Source organism: Marinobacter sp., assembly GCF_034669625.1.
Taxonomy (GTDB): Bacteria; Pseudomonadota; Gammaproteobacteria; order Pseudomonadales; family Oleiphilaceae; genus Marinobacter.
The window spans coordinates 13,024-31,124 of sequence record NZ_JAXMOY010000002.1 but is presented as its reverse complement, the minus strand read 5'-3'; the positions used below and the strand labels follow the sequence as shown (position 1 = coordinate 31,124).

Below are 18,101 nucleotides of genomic sequence, written 5' to 3'. Positions count from 1 at the left end.
ACTCCCGGTTATTCGTGAACACGTCTGTCATTATTGAGCCTCGGACCCATCCGCCGAATGACCATGTGGACGGCATTAAAGGCGATAAACAGAAAAGCTACAACACACACAATCGTAGGACCGGTTGGTGAGTCAAAGTGATAGGAAAACCGGAGACCGGCCACACTGGCGCACGCGCCGATAACCGCAGCCATCAGTGCCATAGCTTCAGGGGTTCGGCTGAATCGTCTCGCAGTTGCCGCCGGAATAATCAGCATAGCGACGATCAAAAGAACACCCACCACCTTGATCGCAACCGCCACCACAATGGCAAGTGCAATCGTCAGCACCAGCTGTTCCCGGCGCGGAGAAATACCACTGGCAAGAGCGAGATCTGGGTTCAGGGTCGACAACAACAGCGCTGACCAGCGATAACCTACCATAATGAGCACCACCAAAGCGCCTCCCCAGATGATCGCGAGGTCAGTTTTTCCTACAGCCAGAATATCGCCGAACAGGTAGGCCATCAGATCAATACGAACGCCGGATAGAAACGAAACCGACACCAGCCCAACGGCCAATGCAGAGTGGGCCATGACCCCGAGCAGGGTATCCATGGCGTAGCCTCGCCCACTCAGGGTGGAGACGATCACAGCCATCAGTAAAGAAACGAGCAGTACCCCGGCAAAAATCGGTGTTGAAAGCGTCAGCGACAACGCGACACCCAGCATCGCTGCGTGAGCGGTGGCATCCCCGAAGTAGGCCATGCGCCGCCAGACAACAAAACAACCCAGTGGGGCAGCCGCCAATGTAACGCCAATACCCGCCAATGCCGCCCTGACCATGAAATCGTCCAACATTACACGGCTTCCCGAATCGGCCCGGGAGTGTGGCTATGGCTTTTGTGACTGTAGAACGCCAGGGTATCTTCCTCCCCCTCAAAGCCGAATAGCCTTTGGAATTCAGCCGATGCGCTTACTGTTTCCGGCTCGCCTTCACAACAAATCGTGCCACTAAGACAAATCACTCGCTCGGCTTGGCGCATGACAACCTGAAGGTCATGACTGACCAATATGACAGCACACGCAAGTTCCTGCCGGATTCCATCGATTTGTCGATAGAACGCCGCAGTACCCCGACGATCCAAGCCTTGCGTGGGTTCATCAAGGAGCAGCAGATTAGGCTTTCCGAGCAAAGCTCTTGCGAGCAGCACCCGTTGTAACTGACCACCCGACAACGACATAAGCTGCTGGTTCAACAGATCGGGCACGTCAGCGTTCAACATCTGCTGACGAATCTCAGCCAACGACGAGCTCCGCGCTAACTGAAGGAATCGTTTCACTGTCATGGGAAGCGTTTCGTCGATATGCAGACGCTGAGGCACATACCCGATCGACAGTCCCGGCGACCGGATAATCTGTCCGCCGGACGGCGTAACAGCACCTATAAGCGATCGAAGGAATGTCGACTTGCCAGCCCCATTGGGACCAATAATGGTGATGATCTCGCCCGGATCAACCCGTACATTCACGTTTTCGAGTATGGCTTTGTTGCCTATCCGAACGGATAGGGCTCGAGTTTGAAGCAGCATTAAGTGTCCTCTACGCACGGCTTCGAAATGAACAAATTTCCGACTCTTCACCGGCGTGATTAAACGTCAGGTTCCCAAATGGATGGTTATGTTATAACATAACATTCATTGATTCATCTATAACGCCACTTAATCGGGGGGTACCCCGTTCAAACTTTGCTCAGGAGCTTCCGAATGTTTCGCGCCGTGTTGTTAACAGGTTTTACCAGTTGCCTCTTACCTACCCTGGTGTTCGCGAATCCTCCGAAAGTAGCTGTCGATATTGCCCCGGTCCATTCCATCGTAAGCCAGGTCATGGAGGGCGTGGGACACCCGGATTTGCTGATTCAGCCGGAAGCATCGCCACACAGTTATTCATTGAGACCGTCAGAGGCAGAAGCGCTGTCGGAAGCCGATGTCGTTTTCTGGGTGAGTGAGGAATTAACGCCGTGGCTGAAGAATTCGATGGCTAATCTGGCCGGATCAGCAACGAAAGTCGAGATGCTTGAAATGACCGCTACGATCAAACACGAGTATCGCGACGGGGGGACGTTCGAGGCTCATGATCATGCTGATGAGAGTGATCACCATGAGGAGCAGGAGGGCCATCACGATGATGATCACCACGCGGAGGCTGATGAGCACCATCATCATGGCGCAGATGATCCTCATGCCTGGCTCGACCCGGTCAATGCAAAACTCTGGGCCAAAGAAATCGCCCAGATACTCTCGGAACACGATGTGGAAAACGCCGATGCTTACCGCAAAAACGCCCGATCGTTCGGGCAGTCCATGGATGAGCTAAGGGCCTCTCTCGACGAGCGGGCTCACAACCTTGAGGGTATTCGGTTCATTGTTTTCCATGATGCCTATCAGTATTTCGAACAGCGTTTCGGACTGACCGCAGCTGGAGCCATTGCGTTATCTGACGCGTCCGATCCAAGCCCGGCCAGGATTCGGGAAATTCAGGCCACCGTGTCTGAACTTGGTGTGACTTGCTCTTTCACCGAGCCCCAATACAACCCGGGTTTACTCGATACCGTGTTCGAAAATACCGAAGTTAAAACGATTGGCGTAATGGACCCTCTGGGCGCTGATATTGAGGTTGGCAGTGATCACTATATCAAACTGTTGAACCAGCTGATGACGAGTCTTGAGACATGCAAATCTCAAGCTTGAATGCTGTTTTCAGGCCAATAATCCATGATTCGTCTCACATCGAATCAACGCAAGGTTTTCGAGGCGCTTGAGCAGGCTGGCAAGCCTATTGGCGCATACGCGATTCTGGAACAGACCGGCTTTCGAGGCGCCATCCAGGTATACCGGGCGCTGGAGAAGCTTATAGACCTTGGATTAGCGAAGAAGCTCGAAAGCCTGCATGCGTATATCTGCGTGTCGCAGAAAGCCGAGATCGCTCCGACTGCCTTTGCCATCTGTGACCATTGCGGCCACATCCATCAGTTAAAGGAAGTCAGAGAGGTCAGACAATTACACGAATGCCTGGCGCAGATGGATTTTGAAGTCTGTCGGTCCGTTATCGAAATACACGGTGCCTGCTCAACTTGTGCCAGTCGAAAACGAAACAAGTAACAACGGCGACGCGACACTGCACTTGCCGCTGAACCGCTGATTCATCAACCGGACGTTGATTCACCATGGATAAAGATTTGCCCGATGTTGCTTCCAATGAGACCCCTCAGGTTCAGGCCCCGTTAGAGTGGGTCGGAATGAGCAGAATCGATGTCCCCTTGAACGTCTCTGAGCGGGGTTGTCATGGCCCTCTCCATGCGGTTGTCGATGCCCAGGTCAATCTGCCCGTCGCGACCGTCAAGGGCATTCACATGTCACGCATCTATCGGATGCTGGATGAAGCATCCCGGCACGAAATTATTTTGCCGAACCACCTGCAAAGCCTGCTTGAGCAAATGGTGGAAAGTCATCGGGACTGTTATACCGATAGCGCAAAGGTGCGCTTGGATTTCAAACTCCTCGCGCGGCGACCGGCACTTAAGTCGCCCGGTCTGGCAGGTTGGAAAGCGTATCCTGTCCGAATCGAGGCGACCTTGGTCCGTGGTATTTTCGCACTCCAAGGCTCGATCACGGTCGAGTACTCCTCAACTTGCCCCTGCTCGGCGGCCTTGGCTCGGCAATTGGTGGCCCAGGGCTTCAGGGCGGATTTCCCCCACGGCGAACCCCTTGAGTATGAACAAGTTGCCGCTTGGCTGGAGGATAAGGCAACACTGGCGACGCCCCACAGTCAGCGCAGTGAGGCAAAAGTCAGCGTCGACATCCCCGTTTCGGCGCAGTCCTTTAGCCTGATGCCCCTGATCGAACAGGTGGAAAATGCTCTGACAACGCCTGTACAGACGGCGGTCAAACGCGCGGACGAGCAGGCTTTTGCCTTACTCAACGGCCAGAACCTTATGTACGTCGAGGATGCCGCACGCCGAATACAAAATGCGCTTTCCGGCCACTTTAATAACGTTCGCACTCATGTCCGACACCTTGAGAGCCTGCATCCACACGATGCAGTTGCCTCTGCGGTATAACCGGAATTTTCAGATTTTTCGCCTGCTTGACGCAGTATCAGTTAAAGATCGGATAGATGTTCATGGAGTCGCAAAGTGAGCACTGACACCATTCAGTTATACAACAGCCTCACCGGCCGCAAAGAGCCTCTGAAAACCGAACTTCCCGGTCGAGTGACTTTGTATGTCTGTGGGCCAACCGTTTACAACTTTGCTCATATCGGCAATGCGCGGCCAGCGGTGATTTTCGATGTGCTGGCCCGACTGCTGCGGCAAGATTATCGCTGCGTGCTCTATGCCCGAAACTTCACGGATGTGGACGATAAAATCAACGCCGCAGCGGCAGCCGAAGGGGTGCCGATTCATACCATCACCAATCGCTACATCAAGGCCTACCATCAAGACATGCACGCGCTGGGAATCGAGGCGCCGGATCTGGAGCCTCGTGTCACCGAACACATGCCGGCCATTATCGAGCTGATCCAGACGCTGATTGATCGAGGCTACGCCTATATCGCGGAAGGGCATGTGCTCTTTGACGTCTCTTCCTACCCTGCCTATGGGGCGTTGTCCAAGCGTAAACCGGATGACATGCTGGCTGGCGCGCGTGTTGAAGTTGCGCCTTACAAGCAAAGCCCGCTGGATTTCGTTCTCTGGAAACCGTCAAATGCCGATCAGCCCGGGTGGGAGAGTCCCTGGGGCTGGGGCCGGCCCGGTTGGCACGTGGAATGCTCTGCCATGATCGGCAAGCACCTTGGTAAAACAATCGACATCCATGGCGGCGGTCAGGACCTCATCTTCCCTCACCACGAGAATGAGATTGCTCAAAGCACGTGCGCCAATGGTGTTCTCTACTGCCACACTTGGGTGCACAACTCCTTCGTTACCGTCGACGGACAGAAGATGTCGAAATCTCAGGGCAACGTCCGATTGGTACGGGATCTTCTCACTGAGGCCTCAGGCGAAGCCATTCGGTTGACGCTTCTGTCCACTCACTACCGCAACCCGCTTGACTGGAATGATCAACGCCTGAACCAGTCCCGGCGAACCCTGGCCCGCTGGTATAAGGCCTTGGCCAGAGCGGAGATTCATCAGCGAGCAGCCTGGAACGACACCAAGCCGGACACGCAGGTTCTCGCGGCATTAAGGGATGACCTGAACGTCTCGCGCGCCCTGAAACGGATGCACGAACTCTGTCGTCTGCTGGAGCAGACTGAAGCCAACGAGCCAAAGGAAAAGGCTGCATTGACCTTTCGCGCTTCGGCATCACTCCTAGGCCTGCTGCAACAACCGGCACCGGCGGCGTTGCATAATTTGCAGGGCAACACCGTTGAAAATGCGGAAACGAAACTTTCGCCCGAGCGTATTGAAGCCTTGGTTCGTCTTCGACAGGAAGCGCGCCAGCAACGCAACTTTGTTCGCGCCGATGCGCTACGCGATGAGTTGGCGGCGGCGGGCGTGGTCATTGAGGACACCCCCGCGAGCCGCGCACTATCGCCGCAGACTCATAAGGAGAATTCTGGATGATTCGAAAAAACCCTCGGGGCGATTTGCCGCAGGTTCACCCCAGTGCGTTCGTTGATCCAACGGCCATTCTTTGCGGACTGGTCATTGTTAAGGAAAACGTCTTTATAGGCCCTTACGCGGTCATAAGGGCGGATGAAATGGATGCCGACGGCCATATCGAACCGATCATCATTGGTGCTCACTCCAACATTCAAGATGGTGTCGTGATCCACTCCAAGTCGGGTGCAAAAGTAACCATCGGCCAACGAACCTCTATTGCACACCGGGCCATCGTGCACGGCCCATGCATTATTGGGAACAGTGTGTTCATCGGGTTCAACAGTGTGCTGTTCAATTGCACGGTCGAAGATGGCTGTGTCGTGCGCTACAACGCTGTCGTCGATGGCTGTCATTTGCCGCCAGGGTTTTATGTACGGTCTACCGAGCGCCTTGGCGCAGAAACCGATCTCGCTTCTTTGCCACAAGTATCCGCGGATGCTAGTGAATTTTCTGAAGACGTGGCGCGGACCAACAACGATCTGGTGCGTGGTTACAAGCAGATCCAGAACGAGTTCTGAAGGGTCATTCGGGAGTGAAGCGTTTATGCCTCAGGAAAACACCTCATCTTCACGCCATGCCGATCTATTGATTAGCAGCGGCTCAGTGGTGACGCCGAACGGAATTGAGCACCTCGATATTGCTTGCGTTGATGGCCGCATCGTCGCAATGGGATCGTTGCAAAACCGGTGGACAGCAGATACCCAACTGAATGCTCATGGTCTGCATGTGCTACCGGGTGTCATCGATAGCCAGGTGCATTTTCGCGAGCCGGGACTTACTCATAAAGAAGATCTCGAAGCCGGCACCCGGGGTGCCGTGTTGGGCGGGGTGACCGGGGTTTTTGAAATGCCCAATACCCATCCGCTGACGCTATGGCGTGAAGATCTCGAGGCTAAACTGGACGCCGCCAAAGATCGTGCCTGGTGCGATTACGCCTTCTATATCGGTGGCGCTGGGGTAAACGCCGAACAGTTACAGACACTGGAAAATCTGCCCGGCTGTGCCGGTGTGAAAGTCTTTATGGGTAGCTCTTTTGGCGAGCTTTTGGCTGACAATGACGCGGTATTGCGCAGCATTCTGCGCCACGGGCGCCGGCGTATGGCCGTGCACGCCGAAGATGAAACCCGCCTGCGTGAACGCAAAGCCATTGTGGAGGCCAGCGGGGATGTTTGCCATCACCCCGATTGGCGCGATGTAGAAAGCGCACTCAACGCGACACGCCGAATTGTGGCCATGGCTGGGGAGGCAAAGCGGCGCTTGCATGTGCTTCACGTTTCAACCGCTGAGGAAATGCAATACCTCGCCCGGCATAAACGCCGGGTCACGGTGGAGACGACACCCCATCACCTGACCATGACTGCTCCGCAGTGCTACCAACGTCTGGGAAGCCTGGCGCAAATGAACCCGCCGGTTCGGGAGCAGCGTCATCAGGATGCTATGTGGCGCGCCATCCGAGAGGGCGTAGTGGATGTCATCGGCAGTGACCACGCGCCGCATACCCTGGAAGAGAAAGCGCAACCCTATCCCCTTTCGCCCAGTGGTATGACAGGCGTGCAAACGTTATTACCGGTGATGCTTGATCACGTGCATGCCGGACGTCTCAGCCTGCAACGATTGGTGGACCTGACCAGCGCGGGGCCGGCCCGCATTTTCGGGATCGAAGGCAAAGGCCGTATTGCCGTGGGCTATGACGCCGACCTGACTCTAGTTGATCTTGCCGCCCAGCGGACCATTGGCAATGAATGGGTTGCCAGCCGCAGTGGCTGGACGCCGTATGACGGCAAATCCATCACCGGCTGGCCCATTCACACCGTTATTCGCGGCCAGATGGTGGTCCGTGATGAAGCATTAGTGGGCACACCCAAAGGTCAGCCCATTCGTTTTCTTGAAACGTCTGAATCGACATCTGCGTTGGTTTGAGCGAAAACATTTATTGAGAGAAACAGACCATGATGAATGAATCTTCCAATCCACAACAAACCGGCCCAGTGAAGCTTGCTCCCCGGACCTCCATCGAGCAAGTGGAGGAAGGCTACGAACTTGCGCCAAAGTTTGATTCGGATGGCCTGGTCGCCTGCGTAACCACCGCAGCTGACAGCGGTGAAGTACTGATGCTGGGCTACATGAACCCGGAAGCTTTGGAAAAAACGATCTTCACGGGTGAAGCGCATTACTGGAGCCGCAGCCGTGGGGTTATCTGGCACAAGGGCGCCACCAGTGGCTTGGTCCAACGTGTTGTCGAAATGCGTGTTGATGATGACCAAGATGCGGTTTGGCTCCGAGTAGCAGTGGCGGGGTCAGGCGCGAGTTGCCACGTTGGCTACCGCTCCTGCTTTTACCGGCGAATTCCGGTTGCAGAAGATAGGAAGGCCGGCGAACGCTTGGTGTTTACCGAGAATGACAAACAATTCGACCCCATCAAAGTTTACGGCGACGCACCTAATCCGACAAAGCTTTGAGGGCGCTGGCAAACCGCTGTTTCAATGTTATTCCTGATTTCCTGGCGGAGATTCTCGAGTAACGGATTGATGAATGAATAGAGCAATGCTCGACAGGAGAGTGCTTGTTATGTCCGGAGAGATAAACGGAGCCGTCATACCGGTGGCTGTCCACGGCGAGAAGCCGGAGAGCCTGACAGCGATATTTCAGGAAAACGTGAATTTAGCCATCTGGCAACGAACATTGCCTACACAGGTAACCGAATTCGCCACCCGGTTTGCACTGGAGGCACGCCGGTTTGAGCGTTTCTTGGGCCTGGATGCGGAAGATGATCTCAACCAGATTTTGCCCGGATGGGCTCTTGAGCTGCCGGGAGCAAGCGCTTGGCTAAACGACGTACAAGAACTTATCGAAATGTACCGCTGCCTGTTTGAACCCGCGGCCGTTGGCGTTCGTTTGCATGTGTTACCGACCACCATGTGTCCGCGTTTTCATACCGACCGGGTACCGACCCGCTTATTGGTTACGTATAGCGGCCGGGGCACCGAATGGTTGCCGGAAAGGATCATCAACAGGAGAAACGAACCGGGACCATTACCGGATCAAGAGGTTAATGACCGAGACATTCAAGTGATGCCCACCGGTGCAGTGTGTCTGCTCAAAGGGGAAGCTTGGGTGGGTAACGAAGGTCGTGGTGTGGTTCACCGTTCTCCGGCGCCTAGTGCCCAGCCCCGGTTGGTCTTGGGGCTGGACTGGTGTCGCGTGACATTAAAGCTTGATAAAAACAGGCGCTATTTGCACGCACTTTTGGACTAGACAGATCCTAGAGTTTGATAATTTTAAACCCATCATGGAGAAGCACGATCAAATCCAAGACATTAGAGTTTGATGCTTTTTGTCGCCGAAGGAAAACCGTGCCTCACTCAAACGCGGGCACAAGGGTTTCCGAAAGTCCAATCCCAATTCTCGCCTGTGGATCGATGCTATTTAGACAATCGAAGAGTGCCTTTTCGTAGATTACGCTGACAAACACAGACATATTCCGGCTGGAATCAGTTGTATCGTGGATTATGTCGCAGATGACAGAGCCGTCCCGCAGAGCTATCCGAGCTACCCCAATGTGGAGGCTCATAGGGAGAGCATTTTCATGAATCTCTAGCCGAGTGCGACCAAGAATGGCCGGTTGCACTACTTGGGCCAAACCTTCTCCCATATAATCTCTTAAAAGCATAAACCTTGCGTTAAATATAAGAGGGATAGGCTGCTGCCCATTAGCCTCCATGATCATACTAAGGACGGAAAAGATTACTTGAGCGCATTGCTCACCCTTTAGATAGAGATCATCGGCGTTAATTCTAATATCTTTATTTGAAGCGACGACCAAGGTAACGGGCTTAAAGCAAGTACTTTTATCAGGATACTTTAAACCTACATACTCGGGCGGATCAGCCCTTAAATAAGCTATCCCATCGTTTTCCTGCAAGAAAAACCTAATGTTCGGACCATAATTATCATCATGCACATAGAAATGAAATGAGTTATCATCTTCAGCACATATGCTTTCTTCGTTATTCTCATCAACTTGGTTTTCTCGGGCCCCCACTATACATATTGCATGACCACCAACCCCATTATGACCTAAAAGCAAAACGGGATATCCAGATCTAACAAAAGATAAACAGTTTACCGAAAATCGCTTTTTTGAAAATCCTAGAACAACACCGTTATCATCTTTAATGTCACCGGAAACCGCTACGGGATTGAAATCCTGGCGATGGATCGCCTCCAAAATCTGATTAGACGTCATGCCCTTTGACGGAAACGCCCTCGCTCCAAATTCTTCAGCGGACGTTGTAATCTCAGCTGTTGTAGGGATAGCATGGTGGTCGTCTAGCGCAGAGGAATGAAACATCGTCCATAAACCTATAGTGGCACAAGCAGCTACTCCAGTATCTTGCTGCTGCCATGCCAAGCCTTTTACCGATAATCTCAAACCAGCTATGTGGACATGGTAGGTTCGGGCAGGTTTAGTTATCCGAGGGGTTTCTGGTGTTTTGTCTGGATATAGCGCAAGAACAGTTCGCCCGAATGGTGCTGAGCGGATTGGTCGTAAAACTATAAATCCGAGGTAGTTATTTTGAATAACGCTCTCTTCATCATTCGTATTTAAGCTTTCTAAAAAACCATCTATATTAGTTTTATTTGGACCAAAAATATGCAGACGCTTACATACATTTTTATAACCTCTAGCGACGCGTGAATAAAAACTAGAGAATTCATCCAAGTAATCCCGGTCGAAATAATTTTCTTCCACTAATATAGTTTTAGCACCAGCACCGGAAAGATAGCTAATGATGTATTTTTTTTGATGAGTATCCTCCAAAATTCGAATTGGATTAGACTCATCTTCAAAGTCCCACCACGATATACCTTTCGCTTGGTTCATTGACACTCCATATCAACAAAAAACCCAGCATAACAGCTGGGCTTTAACTTATTAAAAATTTTTATCTAGCAATAGATTTGCGCCAAACAAGACTCGTCGAATCGAGTATTGTAAGGAGAGTCCTTCTGCTCTTCTTTCTTGCGATCCAGAGTTTCAACTAAAATATGCATATTTGCCTTTGGTATCTGAAGATCTGCAGGCAAAGACGACCTAACCCTTTGACCTTCGCTCCAGAGCATCCTGCTTTGCTTTTTAGTCATACCCTCTCCCAGTGCACCGAAAATTAGAACACGTGATCAATCTAAAACCTACGTTTGAAGAAAACAGCCATGGCATCCGCGCAATACTCTAGGCTCGCCTCCTCCAAGACTACTCTATACCCCGTATATAGACTAAAAAACCATTTGGGCCAAGAGCAGCGCAGAATTTTACTAGAAGAGCAGACGTGATTCTATCGAAGATTAACCTACACACTCTGCCCAGCGTAATAAACTGAGAATAACTCATCCACCAGATTTAACCTAATCACTCTAGCCTCCCCTAAACTTACGAATCTTAGCAATGCTCAGCAACCAGACGGGCGCCGGTCACAGAGGCGCTCTGCGCCCATCCGTCCACTAGGGGGCAAAATTATTGAAAGAAAATGAGGGCATCCTGCAAGTACGAGATATAATCAATCGAGTAAAAGACTGTATCTTTACCTAGCTTGAAGCGCGCTCTACCTCTCTCACCAACGCTTTGATATTGCGCTCCAGTATATTCACCCATCGAGTTTGGAATTGTTCTGGAGTCACCGCTACTGACTTCCCGCCTTTTTTCGTCACCCGCCGAGGATGAACACAGGTTTTTGGGGCCGCATTCAAGCCTCTGATAAATTCAAGATCCCAATATAATCCCATGGTGGAACAACGCTGCAGCAGTGATTTAACTCCCTCAGACGCATCCTTAGAAAAAACCACCGCCAAATTACTTAATGTATGCGTACTGAGCAAGCTCTCAGTATCAACTTCAATGACAATGACCGGAACAGACTGATATTTCAGTAATACAACGTAACTTTGTACAGGCCTTCCAGTTGTTGTCCTGGTGGCCGCTAAGTTGGTGCCGCCTGGCCAAGGCATCTGATAGCACACCTGCTTTTCCAAACTAAAACCAGGCCGTTCTCCTAGTTGCTCCATGACTTTTTCAAAGATCTGGAATCTATCAGTCGGCTCAACTTCGGCGAGATCCTCCGAGATCAGCTCCGCATGCTCTCCACTCCGGTTAATACCATAATCAAGCTCTCGCCCCGTACCACATTCCGTAGCATGGCCGGGACTACTAGTTTCTGGTACCGGTATTGAGTCAACGTCCACGTCAGGCTTTACCTTGTACCGTTTACCATTTACCTGCACTCGGAGTTTCAGGCTATCGTCGAACGAAAATCTAAATACGTCCTCATCAACCTTATCCAATTTTTTACCTAACAGAGGCTCAAGACTGAGCTCCATTAGTGGATCATCATCGGAACGCTGTATCCTCGGCCTATTACCATTAGCCGTATCTTTAGCGAAGAGTTCATTGAACGTCGGATGATCAAAAATTATAGGTTTTTGATGGTTAAACAGAGAGTTATGAAATCCATTGATTTCACTGATTGTGAATATCCCACTGGCATCCCCCCGCCCATAGTAGCCAGATCCCGATATCTGCCACCCTTTCATTCGTGGCGGTTTAAAACGAAAGAGCCAGGGTTCGCTATTTGACTCCATCCAGAAACCTAAGATCGAGCCAAAACTTCTTCGAGCGCTTTTGTCCAAAAGCACCCATGAAAGGTGAGCAAGAGCAGCCTTAGACTTTAAGTTTGATTGCGGGTAATCCGCGATCGCAGAGAACTTGATAGTCGTTGCTTCATCGCTCTCCGAGATCTGGGCCAAACCATTTAATCCATTAGACCGAAAAGCCGTTCTCACGAGATGGAAGTTATGAAGAAACAGACATCTAGCCAACTCTAGTTGTCTCACACGAACGATCGTTCCTTGTCCCGTTTTGAACCGAAACCAATGCTCGTTTGATAATGTCCTCGTTGAATTTGGCTCCTCAAGTACCCTAAATTCAACTCGTTCAGATTTTCGCGAGGGGAGCCGTTCTTTGTTTTCATAACTGCTCCCAACCACCAACATTGAAATCAAATCGACAGGAACAGCCTGTTTACCTACGCCCTTGAACTTCACATTGATGTAAGGGCGTGCTTTCGCAAAGAAAAACTTTCTTTGATGAACTTCATCAACCCATTGAAGAGTAGTGTTGGACGGTAGCCGCCTAAGAACAGTGCCAGGATGGGGCGGTTTGAGTAAGTATTTGTCGGCCAGCTTCACGGCATTTTTTTTCATCAAGGCCGGCCATTCTCTCAATTTCATAAATTGGTTTTCGCCATTCGTTATTAACCAACAAGCGGGAAAAAACGCAAGCCAACCGCCTTGCTTGGTATTCTTCAACTGTCTCGGCGTACCGGACAAAAAATGCCCGACATATAGGCAGCTTGTCTAGCCTCTTCTCTAAGATTTTTCCGCTAGAAACCTGTTTGCAATACCAACTCCGTGACCGCCTTGGCCCAGCCAGATCTTGCCAGACAGCCCGCTCAATTGCGATAAGCTCCCGCACAAGCGTTCGGTCGCGCCTGAGCCAATCCACCTTTGACCGCCGTCGGGATTGAACCTTCTCCGGTTTGTGTGTCGCGAGCCAGGCCGAATCAAACCGATACAACCACGAATAAACTCGTGCGCCCTCCCGATGTTTTCGAACCTCACGCAGGGATCCGTATCGACCCAGTAGACGGCTCCATAACAAACGATACTTGTGGCATGCCTTCTCCGCACAGGATGAAAAATACGCAGCCTTCCTCATAGGCTGTTTCGAGAACTCACAAGCTTCGGCTAACACTTCGCTCAGTTTGAGCTCTTCGTCGCACAAAGCAAACCAACACACAACATGCTGCAAGTAAGAGAATGGCCTACGATGCTTTCGGAACATCGAGACGAGCCAGTTTTGATCAACGCCAAGCGAGAGACCTTGGCGCTTCAGCCAGTCATCGCCCCAACAGGCTCGAACCCGAGCAGCAATCTCTTGGTGCTGAACCCTCTTCCCTCTAGAGAAATCTTGTTGGTCCGCTATAGCTCTATAGAATCTCGTCCACTGAAAGATATTAGGGACGACCGTCGTTTTGGCTCGAAGTAATTCGGCAACGACTGCAGATAACAGAACGTATTTTCTTTCAGCCAGCGGTGATATTGCTGGGATAGGCAGCTTAACGTCAGACGGGCCAACAAACCGGTGACGCCTGTGCGACTGAAAAGGGACTCCCGTATCAAACAAGAGGCAGCCATGTTGCGGACATGCTTCCACACCCGGACACTGGAAGAGGCGCTGCCAGTATTGGTATCCAAACCGTCCTAACTGATAATGCCAACACAAAGGACAAACCCGGAAGGTAGAAGGCCAAACTATATTTGATGCATTAACGCCAGTTCGCAACATGCTGTGGTTCTTACTCTCACCACACAGATCCATCACAAATCGATCATATACCTGAGGATCTACGAAGGGGTAAAACAACGGGAGAAGAGTATGCCTCTCAAGCGCGTCTCTGGCCGAAACTTTCCAGAGGTGTCCAATGTTGGCGAGTAATTGTTCAGCATGTCCCTGAAGAACCGATGAAGGCACTATTTTTTGAGTGCCAAAAAGCTGACTCAAGGCGACCTTATCGTCAACTAGGCCCTGCCTTAGAACGAACCTTGCTATGGCACTGCCAAGCAGCTCATCGTCATGAACTACGGGGAATTGCATCAGCATATCTGACCAGCCCTCCAACTGATCAAATAATAGTCGATCACTAGCGGATTGGCCTATCTACAAATCGCTGATAAAGTTAGTAAAGTAATCACTCATAGTGATTCATTCCGTTTTATTAGCTGCTAGCAGGCCACAGCGTTAAGAACGTTCGGGCAATTTTGAGTAAAGGGAGTTAGTTGTGCAGGAAAGCATAAACCCATCGGCAAACTTTGCCTTTTTGGCCGAACACGAACCTCTTTTCGTCGAGCTTGCGAGCGCAGCCGAACGAGCCTTTTCAAGCGACCCCAATACAACGCTCATTAAGCTACGTCAGCTTGGCGAAGCGCTCGCGCAGCACCTCGCGGCTCGCTCTGGTGTGGACTTCGACGAACAAACGAGTCAGTCCGATCTTCTATATCGTTTGAACAAAGAGTTGCGACTCGAACCCCAAGTAAAAGAGTTGTTCCATACGCTACGAATTGAAGGGAACAAAGCAACACACGAATTCCGCACCCGCCATAAACAAGCGATGGACGGCCTAAAGCTGGCCAGAGAGCTTGCGATCTGGTTTCACCGTTCCTTTGGAAAATCGGGCACCAACTTCAAGCCAGGCCCATTCGTACCGCCGGCCGACCCCAGCGCTCAGTTACGCCAACTGCATGCCGATATAGAGAAACTCCGTCACGAACTCCAACAGACCAACATGGAGTTGGACAGCAGCCAGCAACTCAGCCAGCTAATCGAAAAAGAAAAAGCAGAGTATGAAGCCTTGGCCTTGGCTATGGACGAAGAGTCCAAGGCCTTAGCTGAGCAAGCCCGCCAGCATGAACAAGCACTGGCAGAGCAGCAGCATGCCTACGAAGAGAAAATAAAAGCTCTCCAACAGCAGCTCTCCAGCCAAGGCGAGAGTATCGTCAACGCCGAGCGTAAACAGGTAGCCAAGCAAACGAAGGCTGCCAGCGACACCTTGGTGTTGAGTGAGGAACTCACCCGCATTCTGATCGATCAACAGCTGGTTGAAGCCGGCTGGGAAGCTGACAGCCAAGAGCTCACCTATCAGAAAGGCGCCCGCCCTGAAAAAGGTACCAACCGCGCTATAGCCGAATGGCCAACCAACCAAAACGGTGAAAAAGGTCGGGCCGATTACGTGCTGTTTGCGGGCCTCACCCCGATTGCCGTCGTCGAAGCAAAAAAAGAAAACACCAACGTAGCCGGCAAAATTCGCCAAGCCGAGCGTTACAGCAAGGGTTTTCAAGTCAATGTGCCATTAACGGGTGCTTGGGAGTTGGTCGGGCGCACCAGTGCGTGGCCCGCGGATGAAGCCGGGCACTTTCAAGTACCTTTCGTCTATTCCTGTAATGGCCGCCCCTATGTGGCCCAATTAGCCGAGCAATCCGGCACTTGGTTTAGGGACGTCAGGGAACCTAGTAATCTGCGCAGAGCGCTACCGCACTTCCACACGCCCAGCGGCCTTCTAGATCTACTGGAACGTGACAAAGAAAATGCCGAAAAGCTATTAAAAACAGAACCTTTCGGCTACCTCAAGCTTAGGGATTACCAGCAAAAAGCGATCGTTGCGACCGAAAGCGCCCTAGCGCAAGGGGTTCGTTCTGCTCTACTAGCGATGGCCACGGGCACCGGTAAAACCCGCACGATCATCGGCTTGATGTACCGGTTCCTGAAAAGTGAGCGCTTCCATCGCATTCTGTTTCTGGTGGATCGCACAGCCTTGGGCCAGCAAGCCATCGACGCATTCAATGAAGCCCCGTTGGAGCAGAACCATACGCTCAGCAAAATCTACAACGTAGCCGAACTGGGCGATATGGCTGCCGAAGCCGAAACTCGCGTTCAGGTCGCCACCGTACAGGCGATGGTCAAACGCATTTTCATGAGTGACGAACCGCCACCCATCGACCAGTTCGACTGCATCATTATCGATGAGGCTCACCGAGGCTATACCCTAGATCAGGAAATGACGGAAGGTGAACTAGCTATCCGAGACACCGGGCAATACATCTCCAGCTACCGCCGCGTGCTGGATTACTTCGATGCCGTCAAAATCGGCCTGACTGCGACCCCGGCCAAGCACACCAGTGAGATATTCGGGAAACCCGTTTACACCTACTCTTACCGGGAAGCCGTGGCGGACGACTGGCTGATCGACCACGAGCCTCCGATCCGCTATGAGACCTTGCTGACCCAGAAAGGCATCACTTTTGAAAAAGGTAAGCCGGTAGAAGTTATTAACACCAAGACCGGTGAGATCGACACTACCGAACTCGAAGACGATCTCAACTTCGAAGTTGACGCTTTCAACCGCCGAGTCATCAACGAGAACTTCAACCGGGTTATCTGTGAACAACTGGTTCAAGAGCTAGACCCGTTCGGCGATGAAAAGACCATGATCTTCTGCGCTACGGACCTCCATGCGGACATGGTAAAGCGTCAACTCGATACAGCGTTCAAAGATCTCTACAACGGTCAGTATAACGAAGCGGCGGTGGCCAAGATCACTGGCCAAAGCGACAAGGTTGATCAGCTTATTCGGCGCTACAAGAACGAGCGTTACCCCAACATCGCCATTACCGTGGACCTGCTTACCACCGGTATCGACGTACCCAAAATCTGTAACCTAGTGTTCCTGCGTCGGATACGCTCACGCATTCTGTATGAGCAGATGATTGGCAGGGCTACCCGCCGTTGCGACGAAATTGGCAAAACCGTCTTCAGAATCTACGATCCAGTGGACATCTACGCCGCGCTTCAAGACGTCAACACCATGAAGCCATTGGTGAAAGACCCGAACATTACTTTGGAGCAACTGGTTGATGAACTCACCGACGATGAGCGGCTAGAGAAAGCGCTTAACAGCCCAGGTGAAGAGCAAGGTGAAAGCCAAGCAGACGTTGTACTGAGTCAGCTCAGCCAGAAGCTCATGCGCGTGTTACGCAAAGCAGATAACACAGCCGAAAACCGCCCAGCCCTTAAGCAAAAGCTGGACGAGTTACATCAAAGCTGGGGCGTCGAACCCAAGACTCTGCATCAACACTTAAACCAACTGGGTCCCCGCCAAGCCTCAGAATTCATTAAACAACACAGCGGTTTGCTCAATCAGCTGTCTGAGGTAAAGTCGCTCGTCGGTACCGAGCACATGCCCGTGATCTCCGAGCACGAAGACGAACTCATCGACCGGAATCAGACCTACGGCGAGCACGAGCGGCCCGAAGATTACTTAGACGAGTTCAACCAGTTCATCAAAGATCAGCTAAACGAATCCGCAGCCCTCGCCGTGGTTGTCAACAAACCTCGGGACCTAACAAGGGAACAACTGCGGGAAGTGAAATTGCTGTTAGACAACAACGGCTACTCTGAAGCGCGCCTGCAAAGCGCCGTGCGCAACCAAACCAACAAAGACATAGCGGCCAGTATCATTGGCTATATCCGCCGAGCCGCGCTCGGCGAAGCGTTGGTTCCTTTTGAAGACCGCGTGGCAAACGCCATGGACAGAATCCTTACCCAGCACAACTGGACCGCCAACCAACGTAAATGGCTGGAACGCCTGTCCAAACAGTTGGTGCACGAAGTCATCATCGACCGTGAGTTTGTGAACAATCGCTTTGCCGATGACGGCGGCGCCAGACAGATGGACAAAATTCTGGGCGATCAGCTGGATACCGTGCTGGAAGAATTGAATGAAGCCATGTGGGCTCAGCAAAGCGCGTAATCAAAAAACCTAATGTTAACTATCAGCTCACTCTTGAGT

Annotated in this window: 13 protein-coding genes and 1 pseudogene; 9 read left to right on the top strand and 5 right to left on the bottom strand. The window is 51.7% G+C overall.

The window, feature by feature from the left end:
• Nucleotides 1-8: 8 nt before the first annotated feature.
• Both VOI14_RS02160 and VOI14_RS02155 read right to left on the bottom strand, forming a co-directional pair.
• On the bottom strand, nt 9-839 hold the full coding sequence (locus tag VOI14_RS02160) for an iron chelate uptake ABC transporter family permease subunit (protein ID WP_323750388.1): 831 nt from the start codon (nt 837-839) through the stop codon (nt 9-11).
• Entirely contained in the window at nt 839-1,570 is a 732-nt protein-coding gene (locus tag VOI14_RS02155) for an ATP-binding cassette domain-containing protein (RefSeq protein ID WP_323750387.1), read from the bottom strand. The genes VOI14_RS02160 and VOI14_RS02155 overlap by 1 nt, the downstream gene beginning before the upstream one ends.
• A gap of 174 nt (nt 1,571-1,744) precedes the next feature.
• Here VOI14_RS02155 and VOI14_RS02150 point away from each other — a divergent pair, with 174 nt between their 5' ends.
• From VOI14_RS02150 to VOI14_RS02115, 8 genes are all read left to right on the top strand, one after another.
• On the top strand, nt 1,745-2,728 hold the full coding sequence (locus VOI14_RS02150) for a zinc ABC transporter substrate-binding protein (RefSeq protein ID WP_323750386.1): 984 nt from the start codon (nt 1,745-1,747) through the stop codon (nt 2,726-2,728).
• A 24-nt stretch (nt 2,729-2,752) separates the two neighbouring features.
• Nucleotides 2,753-3,139, top strand: coding sequence for a transcriptional repressor (locus VOI14_RS02145; RefSeq protein WP_323750385.1), 387 nt, complete (start codon nt 2,753-2,755; stop codon nt 3,137-3,139).
• A gap of 65 nt (nt 3,140-3,204) precedes the next feature.
• Complete coding sequence (folE2, locus tag VOI14_RS02140) at nt 3,205-4,098, top strand: GTP cyclohydrolase FolE2 (protein ID WP_323750384.1); 894 nt, start codon at nt 3,205-3,207, stop codon at nt 4,096-4,098.
• 75 nt (nt 4,099-4,173) lie between these two features.
• A complete protein-coding gene (gene cysS, locus VOI14_RS02135; protein WP_323750383.1) occupies nt 4,174-5,604 on the top strand; it encodes a cysteine--tRNA ligase in 1,431 nt (476 codons plus the stop codon).
• Nucleotides 5,601-6,161: a carbonate dehydratase gene (locus tag VOI14_RS02130; protein WP_323750382.1), complete on the top strand. Its 561-nt coding sequence runs from the start codon at nt 5,601-5,603 to the stop codon at nt 6,159-6,161. Before cysS ends, VOI14_RS02130 begins: the two co-directional genes overlap by 4 nt.
• A 25-nt stretch (nt 6,162-6,186) precedes the next feature.
• Nucleotides 6,187-7,563: a dihydroorotase gene (locus VOI14_RS02125; RefSeq protein WP_323750381.1), complete on the top strand. Its 1,377-nt coding sequence runs from the start codon at nt 6,187-6,189 to the stop codon at nt 7,561-7,563.
• Between the two features lie 29 nt (nt 7,564-7,592).
• Nucleotides 7,593-8,102, top strand: a complete 510-nt coding sequence (gene hisI / locus VOI14_RS02120) for a phosphoribosyl-AMP cyclohydrolase (protein ID WP_323750380.1) — start codon at nt 7,593-7,595, stop codon at nt 8,100-8,102.
• A 109-nt stretch (nt 8,103-8,211) separates the two neighbouring features.
• On the top strand, nt 8,212-8,898 hold the full coding sequence (locus tag VOI14_RS02115) for a DUF1826 domain-containing protein (protein WP_323750379.1): 687 nt from the start codon (nt 8,212-8,214) through the stop codon (nt 8,896-8,898).
• Between the two features lie 103 nt (nt 8,899-9,001).
• Here VOI14_RS02115 and VOI14_RS02110 read toward each other — a convergent pair whose 3' ends face one another.
• The 3 genes and pseudogenes from VOI14_RS02110 to VOI14_RS15615 all read right to left on the bottom strand — a co-directional run.
• Entirely contained in the window at nt 9,002-10,528 is a 1,527-nt protein-coding gene (locus VOI14_RS02110; RefSeq protein WP_323750378.1) for a hypothetical protein, read from the bottom strand.
• Nucleotides 10,529-11,229: 701 nt separating this feature from the next.
• Entirely contained in the window at nt 11,230-13,005 is a 1,776-nt protein-coding gene (locus VOI14_RS02105; RefSeq protein WP_323750377.1) for a hypothetical protein, read from the bottom strand.
• Nucleotides 13,006-13,039: 34 nt separating this feature from the next.
• Nucleotides 13,040-14,353: pseudogene (locus VOI14_RS15615) on the bottom strand (TnsD family Tn7-like transposition protein); the annotation flags it as partial.
• 184 nt (nt 14,354-14,537) lie between these two features.
• Here VOI14_RS15615 and hsdR point away from each other — a divergent pair.
• Complete coding sequence (gene hsdR / locus VOI14_RS02100) at nt 14,538-18,062, top strand: type I restriction-modification system endonuclease (RefSeq protein ID WP_323750376.1); 3,525 nt, start codon at nt 14,538-14,540, stop codon at nt 18,060-18,062.
• Nucleotides 18,063-18,101 lie beyond the last annotated feature (39 nt).